Here is a 12,405-nt window from a genome sequence, read left to right as displayed (position 1 = left end):
GATTTTAGCTGACTCAAGCTTTATACACTTCTGCAATCTGCCAGCATAATAGCAAATGTTAAGTCTTTAAGAATGAAAAAATTTTCATATTCAATTTTGCAAATATGATTAGTATACCCTTTGTACCATTTCTTGCCCATTTATTCTCTTTTGAGAGAGTAATACATCATGCCGTCATTTTCTATGACTTCCCTAATACACCTATATCCTAGTGTTAAGCGATCTTCGCCAAAAAAGTGGGCAGATGTCTCTTCTATGATATTGGTCGACAAACAAGCCATCACATATTTAAAGTTTTTAACATAACAACACTATCATTAAGACAAAATATAGATTATATAAACTCTAATATATCACCAGTAGACATTTTTTTTGAATTTAATATTTTTTCTGCAATTTTACCTGTACAATGACATGTATAAAAATTAGTCGTATTTGTTTTTTTTAAAATTCTAAGCACGAATGGTAATTTTAATACCGAAAGCCCATTAAAATGTAATCCACCAACTATTGCATAAACTCTCTTATCCCCAGTTATTCTGATAGCTTTATTTATATGTTTCTTCAAACCAGCATGATTGCATCCGGTAATAATGACTAATCCCTTTTCTGAACAATAAACTAAACTAGAATCATCATTAATATAGTCTAACCTTATTTTATTATCAGTTTTAATAATTCCTGTGGGTAATTTGCATCCACCAACATCACCAAGGAATACCATTTTTTTTGTTAACCAAATAGCTTCTGTTGTTAACTTTATATCAAATTTTGTTTTCAATTTTTCCAAAGATAACCTGCCATCCGATCGAGTTTTTAATGGATTGATGGCATATCTTTTTTCTAATGCATCAGGATGCGCTATCAGCGTTATTTTTTCTAATGCATCCTGATTTATATTTACATGTTTTATTCCACCAGAATGATCATAATGACCGTGTGATAAAACTATATAATTTATGTTATTTAGAGTTAAATTATCACTCCATTCAGATCCACAATCCATTAGAATTTTTGTATTATCATCTTCAATATAAAAACTAACACCTTTATTGGGGCTTAATTTGAAGCCTCTAATATCATTAATTAATAATTTTATTTTCATATACTACTCAAAACATGATTTTCCAAAAAAACTAACAAGCATGGTAATTTGAAAATTATTATTGTCTGTGTGATGGATCTCACTTATTTTAAACTAAACTGGTAAAGGATGGTTATATTTGTTTGGGCGTAAAATGAAAAGTATTCAGCTCTGCCAAAATACTTAAGTACATTCAATCACAAATTTCCCCTTTTTATTTTTACCCAAAAATAAAATTCACTGTTACTTGTGTATCATTTTCGCCGATAGCATTTGGTAAAACAGCCTTTCATGGCAGTTGTGGTAGGGATACGGTAACATTAAGCCTATCTGAACTAAAAAATATTTATTATGACCACGCAAGACATGCTCGCTACTGTAGACCTAGGCTCTAACAGCTTTCGTCTCCAGATTTGCCACAATCAGAACGGCCATTTACAGGTCATTGATTCCATCAAAGAAATGGTAAGGCTGGCAGCAGGACTGGACGAACAAAAAAATCTTGATCAGGATTCTCAGCAACGCGCATTGGATTGTCTGGCCAGATTTGGAGAAAGGCTGCGTGGTTTCAATCCTGATCAGGTAAGAGTTGTTGCAACCAATACTTTTCGCGTTGCCAAAAATATCAGCCAGTTTATACCGCTTGCCGAAGCCAGACTGGGTTTTCCGATTGATATTATTGCCGGACGCGAAGAAGCCAGACTAATATATACCGGTGTGGTTCATACCTTACCGCCTAAGGGTGAAAACATGCTGGTAATAGATATTGGTGGCGGCTCTACTGAATTTGTTATCGGACAGGATTTACAGCCTGCCATTACTGAAAGCCTGAATCTTGGCTGTGTTTCCTACAGTATGCGGTTCTTCCCGCGCGGTAAAATACACCATAAAAATTTTCAGGCCGCAGTCAACAATGCACGGGCAGAAATTCAGCGTATTTCCGTCGCACTTAAAAATATTGGCTGGCATTACGCTATTGGTACCTCCGGCTCTGCCCGCTCAATTCGCGATGTGATTGCAGCCGGTGACACAACCATCGATGCAATTACCGCAACACAAATGCACAAAATTGCCAATCATATTATTGCAGCCGGAAGTACCAAAAAAGCCAAACTGGAAGGCTTAAAATCAGACCGGACAGAGGTTTTTGCCGGCGGACTGGCTGTAATGATCGCCGCCTTTGCCGAACTGAATATCAGCGAAATGACAGTAACCGATGCCGCACTGCGGGATGGTGTGTTTTACGACATGATCGGACGACAACTTGGTGATGATATGCGCAACCAGACTATAGCTGATTTTCAGCAGCGCTATCATGTTGATACCATCCAGGCAGAACGCGTAGCCGAGCTAGCTCAAATGATATTCAATCATCTGTCCGCCTCTGTTTCTCCTGATCATCCGGAACAATGGCAACAATATGTACATTGGGCTGGGCTGGTACATGAAATTGGTCTGGATATTTCTCATACTGGTTTTCATAAGCATGCAGCCTATATTCTCGATCAGGCTGATATGCCCGGTTTTTCACGTAAAGAACAGCATATTCTGGCTACAATGGTATTAGGACAGCGCGGCGACCTACGCAAAATAGCCGAATTCAGTCAGCAGGAAATGCTCTGGCTGGGTATATTGTCATTACGGCTGGCTGCACTGTTCTGCCGGGCACGGCAAGACATTCAGATACCGGTGAATCATTGTGACATTCACTATGACCAACAGTTAAGGAAACTGACCATCAGCCTGGGTAAAGAATGGTTAAAACACAATCCGCTTACTGACAGTGTCTTATTGCAGGAATCTGTTTTATGGCAGAAAATTGGATTACAGTTAGAAATCAAAGCCATGTAAACCATAAATCAGTCAAGGATGTCCCATGAGTACAACGCTAAATGTTTCCAGTAACAAACTGGCTCAGACCCATAATCTGCCTAGTCTGGTACATCGCAGCAATGTCAGCAACATGCCGGCACAATCCATGACTATTATCCGGATTAAAGAAAAGCAACTAATCAATCATAGCTTCACCGGCGACGATATATGCAGTAAAAACATACCGGCACCTGATACAGACTGTCTTACATGGATTCACCTAATTGGTATTACTGATAACGAACAGCTGCATCAGCTATTACAGCCTTTTAATATCCATGAACTGGCCATGGAAGACATGCTTAGTCGCAAGCAGCGTCCGAAAATTGAAGACTACGGACATTATCTGTTTTTAGCCGCACGAGTTTTTGTTTATAAAAAACAAAAACTGCAATATAACCAGATTTATATTATCATTGGTCAGAATTATATTATTACTTTCCAGTTTGAACCGCTCGGATTACTGCATATTATCCGTAAATATATTCAGCATAATTACAGCGATATCTACCGCAAAGGAATTGATTTTCTGGCGTATTCATTGCTGGATCGTATCATTGATGATTATTTCGTTACTGTAGATGAATTTGACAATCGGGTTGAAGGTGTTGACAAACGCCTGTTTAGCAACAGTAATAAAAACTTACTGATTCTGATCCACCAGTTAAAACGTGATGCCAGTAATCTGCGCCGTACCCTTTCCCCTATTCGTGATATTGTCGGCCGAATTGTACATGGAGAATTTTCCATGTTCAGTCAGAACACCCATGTTTATTTACTTGACGTGTATGACCATACCCAGCAATTAATGGAAACGCTCGACAGTGCACGAGATACTGTAATGGGCATGATGGATGTGCATTTATCCTATCAGTCAAACCATCTGAATGAACAAATGCGTATGCTTACCGTTATCACTATCATCGTCATGCCACTGAATGTCCTTACCGGTATCTATGGGATGAATTTTGATAACATGCCTGAATTACACTGGCATTATAGTTATTTTGTGGTACTCGGTCTTATGGCGACTATAATTATTAGCTTATTAATTTATTTCTACAGACGTCGCTGGTTATAACTATCAATAGCTTCTATAATAACAATCAGTCTTCATAGAAAGACAATAATTAACACAGAAACACACATAGAAACACACATCAGAGGCTAGTCCATGAAACCTACACCTTTACCACCGCAAGGTGCGCAGCATCAGCTTTCCATGTCTGTACTTATGACTCCAGCATTAGCAAATTTTCACGGAAATGTACATGGCGGAGATTTACTCAAGCTACTGGATCAGGTAGCCTATGCCTGCGCCAGTCGTTATTCTGGCGAATATGTAGTAACATTATCAGTTGATCAGGTAATATTCAAAGAACCAATTCACGTGGGCGAACTCGTTACTTTTTATGCGTCAGTCAACCATGTCGGCCGAACTTCTATGGAAGTTGGTATTCGCGTAGAAGCACAGGATATCCAGCATCGCAGTGCACGACACACTAATAGCTGTTATTTCAGCATGGTTGCTGTAGACAAAAACGGCAAACCTACAGTTGTGCCGCCGCTATGTATTGCCAGCGAAGAAGAAGCTCGCCGTTTTCAGGAAGGAGCCATTCGCAAAGAAGCCCGGTTAAAGGCTGCAAAAACCAGACATACACAATCTGCCTGATCTGTTTAAAGGGAATATAAATGTTTACAGGAATTGTCTGCGGTTTAGGTACCGTTACCTCTATTCAAGAGTATGAACAATTGCGCACAATACAGGTACGTCTCCCTAAAGGAGCCTGTGACAACCTGACTATCGGTGCTTCTATTGCCAATAATGGCTGCTGCCTGACCATTACAGCCATTAAAGGTGATGAAGTATGTTTTGATGTCATGGCGGAAAGTCTGGCCAAAACCAATTTAGGACAACTACAAGTAGGTGATGCGGTAAACATTGAGCGGGCTGCACGCTATGGGGATGAAATTGGCGGTCATATTATGAGTGGTCATATTTTTACTACGACCACCATTAGTAAAATTGAAGACACCCCTGATAATCGTACTGTCTGGTTTAATCTCCCTGAAAGTGCAGCCCCTTATATCCTTACTAAAGGTTTTATCGGGCTGAACGGTTGCAGCCTGACCATCGGCGAGGTAACCGCTACTGAATTTAACGTTCATCTGATTCCCGAAACCATGAACCGGACTTTATTTGGAAGCTGTCAGGTAAATGATCGCATCAATCTCGAAGTGGATGCTCAGACACAGGCAATTGTTGATACCGCGCAGAAATATATGCAACAGTATATAAATAAAGTAAAAAATTAATTATAAATTTGCTTATATACAAAATATGTTATATAAATATACAGAAACTGATTACTATTTATCCAAATAAGTATTAATCAGTTTCAAAATATTCGGCTATAAATAATTATAAGTTATTAATTTTATCTTTAAACTGAGTCTTATCATAAATATTAAAGTACCAAAGTGACAGATATATAGATAATATTGTTGCAGGTAAAATCAATAATCCTATTCCTAGCAGGTCACTAAAACTCAAACACAATACAGTGTTAGGAAAACCACAGCAAAAGCCAATAAGCACCAATATTTTCAGAAAACGATTAGTAGAAATATCAAATATCCATCCGAACATCATAATTAATAATATTACTGTGGCTAGAAAAGCCATTACTCCCAATGTGAAATAAAAAACCTCACTACCGCTCATATTTTCCGGCATAGGCATAATATGCAATAAACGTAAAAACGGAAATGCTTCATTTTCACCTACAATACCTAGAAAGAAACATGGTAACCCTATAATCAGACATATGACAGAAATAATAAAACGACGTAGAAATGTAGCCATAGTATATTCTTTATCCATAATAGTTATCCTCTGTAATAATATTGATTTAAAATACAATATATTTATTAAATTTATTAACTTATTTAACAAACTCAATACGAGCAGATGTGACAATTAGTTTTAATTAATGAAATATTTCACGGCCATTTATCATACTGATATTTTATATTTTTTTAATAGATATTTTTTAAATATAAAAACTAAATCATACTATAACTTTATTGATGACATATTTTAGCTGATTACCTTTAATCTAATTCTCTTTGGCTTTGTTGTGGGCTGGTAATTTGCACCACCTTTCAAATACCAATAAGCTAAGTAATAAGTAAATATGTATAAAGGGAGGCATAAAATACCTAGCAAAAATACCAAACTGAATAATAAATGAGGAATAGCACAACATGACGCGATGATCACAACTGTCTTAATCCAAATATTTGATTTACAGTTAAGAGCCCATCCTAAAATCATTAAAACAAGTATAGTAAGTATAAAGTAGACTGATAACAAAAGCAGAATTAAATCATTATTTTTGTTATCTTTATAAATTAATCCGATATACAACAATATTGGATATCCATAGCAAATTATAATTGCTAAAGAAAAACATAAACGCGAAAAAAATACTGTTGGTGTAAAAGAGCTCATTACTATTCCTATATTTTCATGAATAAACTTTTCTTTACATTTATAAACAAATTATAACTTTAATAATTTAGATTTTCAATATTATTTTTATTCTAAAAAACTACAATTTAATTTTTTATTATTTCAGACAAATCTAGATTAATTTGTTTAAATACATACATATATTCAGACATCAATTGATATATAATTTTATGTCTTCTAAGTTTAATTCATAAGGTATTTAAGGCAATACAATCCTATTCACACAAATTTATATCTGGAATAAAATTTTTAATAAAAAATTGAATTTAATAGCTAACAAATTTATCGAATACTTTATTTTTGTAATTATAAGATTTATTTATTCTGACTATATAAATAAGAAATGACTGGGACAATTACCATTGAGCTTGCAGATATGGCTTACGGCACGATGTGTAAGGGAAGCAAATTTAAAAAATCTATACTATTAAAGTTCAGAAATAATATTGATATCGGATTAAATCAAATGAGCCAATTACTGGCTTCTATAGATATCTATCAGGTAAAATCTGGCTCGAATTTTCTTCCCGAAACTGTTTTCCATAAAGTGCAGCTGATTAAAAAAAATTCTTATCTACAAGGTATTTAATTAAAAGAATAGAAAATATAATTAAATATTATTTTATCTCGATGATAAAAGCTATTCCTCCAAGTCTGTATTTATCCACTCTTCTACAATCAACCTGTTTTCAAAACATCTTACTGAGATATTCCGCCATATGCTCATGCAATCATAAGCAGAAACCTTTATAAACATCTTTTTATATACCGCGTAACATTATTTACCATACCATTCTGTCGTTACTTTCAAAAAATTTCCACTTTAATCTGAACATGCAGAATTAATTTATGAGTCTGCTTTATAGCAGATTGTACAATCTTATGACTGCCAGAATAATCTTTGTTGGTAAGTTGGCAAGTTTTGTGAGAAAAATTCACTAACTGACTGGACCTTACCTTTTTCAAAAATTCAACTTGCCAGTACCTGAATAAATAAAGCAAGCGACTGACTCATCTTTTATTCATCAATAATGCCTGCGAGTAAAATTGTATTATCTCATTGCCTATTCTGTAACTTGAGTAAAAAATCATTATTATTTATATAATTTCCTGCCTGATTAATGATATTGCAGCTTAATCTGTTTATTTTAATTTTTTTATTCCTGTAATTTCGTAGCCGGCATTCGAATAACGCTAAGATAAAAGCGCACCAGTCCCGGTAATCCAGAGTAAAATAACCTTTATTTTATTAAGGGAGCGTTGTTTACTATCATGAGTATTGCCACCATTCCTGAAATTATTGCCGACATAAAAGCCGGTAAAATGGTTATTATTACTGATGCAGAAAACCGTGAAAACGAAGGTGATTTAATCATGGCTGCACAGTTTGTCACACCTGAAGCCATCAATTTCATGATTAAATATGCCCGGGGTCTGGTTTGCCTGCCTCTGGAAGAAGAAATAGTAGATCGCCTCCGCTTACCACTGATGACACAGAATAATGGCGCTCAGTATGGTACTAATTTTACGGTTTCCATAGAAGCAGCACATGGTATTACTACCGGTATTTCCGCAGCAGACCGTGCCCATACTGTACAGGCAGCAGTTTCCCCTACAGCCAAAGCAGAAGATATTGTCCAGCCGGGTCATATTTTTCCATTACGTGCACAAAAAGGCGGTGTTCTGGTTCGTACCGGACACACTGAGGCAAGCGTTGATTTAGCCAAACTGGCCGGCCTGATTCCGGCAGCCGTTATCTGTGAAATCATTAATGACGATGGCACTATGGCCCGTATGCCAGAGCTAATGGTTTTTGCTGAAAAACATGATATTAAAATTGGCACTATTGCTGATTTGATTGAATATCGCAGCCGTCACGAAAGTCTGATAGAAGAACTGGGAGTAAATACTATCCATACAACATGGGGAGATTTTACTCAGCATGTATATGTTGATCAATTATCCGGTGAAACCCATCTGGCACTGGTTAAAGGCGATCCGGAAACTGCCGGTGAAGTGCTGGTAAGAGTACATGAACCATTTAGCGCCATGGATTTTCTGCAACCGGATCAGTTGCATACATGGCCACTACCTGAAGCTATGGCACGTATACAGCAAGCTGATGCCGGTATAATTATACTGATGCACCGTACTGAAACCGGAGCCACTTTATTAGACCGCACCTTACCCAAAGGCACTCATCAGACCAGACAGTGGGATAGTAAAACTTATGGTATCGGTGCTCAGATACTGGCTGGTTTAAAAGTCAAACGCATGCGGGTAATGGGTAAGCCTTCTGCCTTTACCGGCCTGAATGGATTTGGTCTGGAAGTTACCGGGTTTGAAGAACCATCCCGATAATAATTCTTTACTAAACAAGTATATATTTTAGTAACACAATTAAATACAATACCCCACCTCAGGCTGTCTGAATTATCTGTTGCCATTGAACATCGGCATCGGGTATTTTCCGACAGCCTATTGTAATGGCTGTTATTTAAGGATGGTATCTAATGCAACTGACCCCGCAAAAATGGGCTGCTTCCGGTTTAACTTTCGGCTGCGTTGTTTTCGGACTCGGCAGCCTGATTGTTAAATTTGTATCTATTGGTTCTTATGCCATTGCATTATGGCGTGTATTCATTGGTGGTATCGTTTTTCTGATTTTAAGTCGCTATTTTGGTCAGAAACTGCCTGAAAGCAATAAAGCAAAACGGTTTTGTATGCTATCAGGTGTATTTTTAGGTTTTGATCTGGCATTCTGGCATGAAAGCATTCATGCAGTAGGTCCGGGAATTTCTACTCTGCTCAACAGTATGCAGATTTTTTTTCTGGCGGCAATTGCCTGGTTTTTCTTCGGTGAACGACAGAGCAAATTACAACTATTCAGCATGATATTGTCTGTAATCGGCATTTTACTGATCGCCCACCCTGAACTCAGACACAATTCACATGGTGGTTATGGTATTTTTATCGGTCTGATTTCCGGTGCAGCAATGGCTGCCTCTATGGCATGTATTCGTCAGGCACATCTGGCAGAGCCGGTTGCATTATTTCCGCTAATGCTGCTGGTCAGTGTCGGAGCAGTCGGTGCATTAATTGTGCCAAGTATTCTCATTGATTCAGGTCATTTCTGGCCTACTAACACAAAAGATATTCTTCTGATCATGATTTATGGTGTGGTCATGCAGTGTTTTGCCTGGGGGTTAATTGCTTATGCCGTACCGTTGCTGTCACTGACTTTAACCGGTTTATTATTATTAAGTGAACCTGTTGCTGCGATTCTGATCGATTTTTTCTTGCTGAATAAACCGATAAATACTGTGCAATGGACTGGTACGGCACTGACCTTACTGGCCATTTATCTGGGCTCACTTAAGCCCAGACACAAACAGAAAAAAACAGTTTAAACATTCCACCCTATTGGCAAATTCGGTAAAATCAGAATGCTAAGCATAAATACTTGTGTGTCTGTGATATAAGTATTTTATTCTGGACAATGCAAGGGTGCTTGAGACGTAACAGATGAAAAAAGGAAACTGAATGAATACCATCACCCCGGAACATAACGGCTCTGGCCTGCGTATAGGCATTGTACAGGCACGCTTTACTAATCCTATCGGAGCAGAGCTGGTCAAAGCCTGTTGCAGCCGTTTAATTAAACTGGGGGTTAAAGAGAGCGATATAACTTTGGCTACTGTACCGGGTGCTTTAGAAGTACCTCTGGTATTAAAAAGCATGGCTGACAGCGGCAAATTTGATGCATTGGTGGCCATCGGAGTGGTTATCCGCGGTGAGACTTATCATTTTGAGCTAGTGTCCAACGAAGCCGCCGCAGGTGTATCCCGAGTTAGTCTGGATCACAATATACCCATTGCCAATGCTATACTGACTACCGAAAACGATGCTCAGGCACTGGCACGTATGCACAATAAAGGCAGTGAAGCGGCTATAGTGGCAGTAGAAATGGCCAATCTGCTTAAAATTCAATATTGATTATTTATTAAACAAGGACATTGTATACATGTCAATGATTACACCACGTCGTCGTGCCCGTCAGTTTGCTGTTCAGGCTTTATATCAGGCACAACTGAATAACGAAGAATCAGCTGCTATTATTGCGCAGAATATCCGTGATAATGAATATTTCGCCAAAGCTGATGAAGAATTGTTTACCCAGATATTTTTTGGTGCCTATAACAATCAGCGTGATTACATGAAACGGATCCGTCCTCTACTGGACCGCCACGAAGATGAGCTTAATCCAGTTGAACGGGCTGTACTGCTGATGGCCTGCCATGAACTTTCTGCCATGCCGGAAACACCCCATCCAGTAATCATCAATGAAGCTATCGAAATTACTAAAACCTTTGGTGGTACCGATGGCTATAAATTCATTAATGGTATTCTGGATAAACTCTCGGCTGAATTGAGAACATCTGCATGATATAAAAACGGATTAGCTACATCATAAAACAGATATTTTATTTAAAAATATCTGTTTTATTTATAAAAAAACATATTTACCAAATAAATCTAATGAAATATAAATAAATTCTGATATTATTATCAAATAATATTATGTAAATATATAATATTATTTTTTATAAAAATTAACTTAAAACATTGCTGATTTATAAGCATATTGAATTTGATTTCACACTAGGAGATTTATAAAATTATGTCCTGTACTCAACAATCATCAGCATTAAATGATAAACATAATTTTTTAATGACAGAAAAAGGCGGCCTGGTTGAACTGGCTCCGCCATGGAAAAGAGTTACAGCATATCTGATTAATTATGTAATATATTATTTTATATTTTACATTGCTTTACATGTTTACAATTTTCAAACTGATTATGAATCGAATTATTCACAAAATATTATAAATCCTTTTGAATTATGGTTTATTGCAGATTATGAAACTGATGATCCAATAATATCTTTTTTTTCATTCTTCTTAATTGAATTCTTATTTATAGATGATAAAATTAAGGGAATTGTGCATCAACCATTACGAATATTCTTATATATCATATTACCTTTACTCATTTATGTTGTGTTTCAATTTATACAAATGAGTCTAACAGGCCAATCTGTTGGTAAGCGATTAATGAAAATCAAAGTTATTAAAAAGAATGGTGAGAAAGCTGGGTTTTTCAATGCAGTATTAGTCCGTGAAATTTTTTATATATTCATTACTTCTATCCTTCTTTTTATATTAACGATAAAGGATATAAATCTCAGGCAAATGGAACATGCTAAAAATGTTGGTGTATACCTGAATTTTATTGATAAATTTTTAAAATATTTATATAATATTTTACATATATTCACTGAATTTTCAACTTTATTTCTTTTTATTTGTATAATTATGTTATTTATAAAAAAATCAAATTATCGTACGCTGCAAGACTTTTTGGCTAATACAATCGTTGTAAAAATTAAATAACTAAGAAGCCTCGGGGAAAATTAAAATTTCTTGAGGCTGACTAAATTTAAAATTATTCAAATAATATTAATATATTTTTTATAAAGCTATTCTGAAATATTTTGTACTACTTTGGTTTTTGCAAGTTTATCCTGTAAAGTGATAGATAAAAATTTATCTGAAAGTAGTCGATATAGACACGTTAAATTGAATATATTTACCAAAAGAATGATAAATAATAACGGAAGTGTTGTTACTGATGACCATAGCTTAAGCAACGTCAGTAAGAAAAAATTCCAAAAATCCTCATTATGTAGTGTAAATGTAAATACCCCATTGTTAGCACACAAACCAAGTAGAAAATCATGCTATTTGTTTCATGTTTCTATATTCAATTGGTGTCATATTATTTAATGCTTCATGCGGTCTTTCTGTGTTATATATTTCTAACCATTCTTCCGTTATTTTTCTTGCTTGTTC

At 36.1% G+C, this 12,405-nt stretch carries 12 protein-coding genes and 1 pseudogene; 10 read left to right on the top strand and 3 right to left on the bottom strand.

What is annotated here, in order from left to right; translation table 11 throughout:
• Window positions 1-334 precede the first annotated feature (334 nt).
• Window positions 335-1,105, bottom strand: a complete 771-nt coding sequence (locus GYX91_RS03670; RefSeq protein ID WP_174829983.1) for an MBL fold metallo-hydrolase — start codon at window positions 1,103-1,105, stop codon at window positions 335-337.
• 330 nt (window positions 1,106-1,435) lie between these two features.
• Between GYX91_RS03670 and ppx the strand changes: the two genes are divergently transcribed.
• From ppx to GYX91_RS03650, 4 genes are all read left to right on the top strand, one after another.
• Entirely contained in the window at window positions 1,436-2,935 is a 1,500-nt protein-coding gene (gene ppx / locus GYX91_RS03665) for an exopolyphosphatase (RefSeq protein ID WP_084585087.1), read from the top strand.
• A gap of 25 nt (window positions 2,936-2,960) precedes the next feature.
• A complete protein-coding gene (gene corA / locus GYX91_RS03660) occupies window positions 2,961-4,037 on the top strand; it encodes a magnesium/cobalt transporter CorA (RefSeq protein ID WP_174829982.1) in 1,077 nt (358 codons plus the stop codon).
• 93 nt (window positions 4,038-4,130) lie between these two features.
• Window positions 4,131-4,628, top strand: coding sequence for an acyl-CoA thioesterase (locus tag GYX91_RS03655; protein WP_025330379.1), 498 nt, complete (start codon window positions 4,131-4,133; stop codon window positions 4,626-4,628).
• Window positions 4,629-4,648: 20 nt separating this feature from the next.
• Window positions 4,649-5,272, top strand: a complete 624-nt coding sequence (locus GYX91_RS03650) for a riboflavin synthase subunit alpha (RefSeq protein WP_174829981.1) — start codon at window positions 4,649-4,651, stop codon at window positions 5,270-5,272.
• Window positions 5,273-5,378: 106 nt separating this feature from the next.
• On the opposite strand, the gene GYX91_RS03645 is transcribed toward GYX91_RS03650, so the two are convergent.
• Window positions 5,379-5,840, bottom strand: coding sequence for a hypothetical protein (locus tag GYX91_RS03645; protein WP_174829980.1), 462 nt, complete (start codon window positions 5,838-5,840; stop codon window positions 5,379-5,381).
• Between the two features lie 994 nt (window positions 5,841-6,834).
• Between GYX91_RS03645 and GYX91_RS03640 the strand changes: the two genes are divergently transcribed.
• The 6 genes and pseudogenes from GYX91_RS03640 to GYX91_RS03615 all read left to right on the top strand — a co-directional run bounded on the left by GYX91_RS03640 (window position 6,835) and on the right by GYX91_RS03615 (window position 11,946).
• Window positions 6,835-7,080, top strand: a complete 246-nt coding sequence (locus GYX91_RS03640) for a hypothetical protein (RefSeq protein ID WP_174829979.1) — start codon at window positions 6,835-6,837, stop codon at window positions 7,078-7,080.
• Window positions 7,081-7,769: 689 nt separating this feature from the next.
• Window positions 7,770-8,852, top strand: a pseudogene (gene ribBA / locus GYX91_RS03635) (bifunctional 3,4-dihydroxy-2-butanone-4-phosphate synthase/GTP cyclohydrolase II); the annotation flags it as partial.
• A gap of 152 nt (window positions 8,853-9,004) precedes the next feature.
• Window positions 9,005-9,901 carry a DMT family transporter gene (locus GYX91_RS03630; protein WP_100116340.1) on the top strand — a complete coding sequence of 299 codons (897 nt, stop codon included), beginning with the start codon at window positions 9,005-9,007 and terminating at the stop codon, window positions 9,899-9,901.
• A gap of 133 nt (window positions 9,902-10,034) precedes the next feature.
• Window positions 10,035-10,487 carry a 6,7-dimethyl-8-ribityllumazine synthase gene (ribH, locus tag GYX91_RS03625; RefSeq protein WP_100116341.1) on the top strand — a complete coding sequence of 151 codons (453 nt, stop codon included), beginning with the start codon at window positions 10,035-10,037 and terminating at the stop codon, window positions 10,485-10,487.
• 34 nt (window positions 10,488-10,521) lie between these two features.
• Window positions 10,522-10,938, top strand: coding sequence for a transcription antitermination factor NusB (nusB, locus tag GYX91_RS03620; protein ID WP_084586444.1), 417 nt, complete (start codon window positions 10,522-10,524; stop codon window positions 10,936-10,938).
• 234 nt (window positions 10,939-11,172) lie between these two features.
• Window positions 11,173-11,946 (top strand): RDD family protein, encoded by a 774-nt coding sequence (locus tag GYX91_RS03615; protein ID WP_174829978.1) that lies wholly within the window; start codon window positions 11,173-11,175, stop codon window positions 11,944-11,946.
• Between the two features lie 342 nt (window positions 11,947-12,288).
• On the opposite strand, the gene GYX91_RS03610 is transcribed toward GYX91_RS03615, so the two are convergent.
• The coding region (locus GYX91_RS03610) for an integrase core domain-containing protein (protein WP_144340592.1) at window positions 12,289-12,405 on the bottom strand (117 nt) is incomplete at its 5' end.

Origin of the sequence: Snodgrassella sp. ESL0304, assembly GCF_013344995.1 — a bacterium.
Taxonomy (GTDB): domain Bacteria; phylum Pseudomonadota; class Gammaproteobacteria; order Burkholderiales; family Neisseriaceae; genus Snodgrassella; species Snodgrassella alvi.
This window is presented reverse-complemented; position numbering and strand designations above follow the sequence as displayed.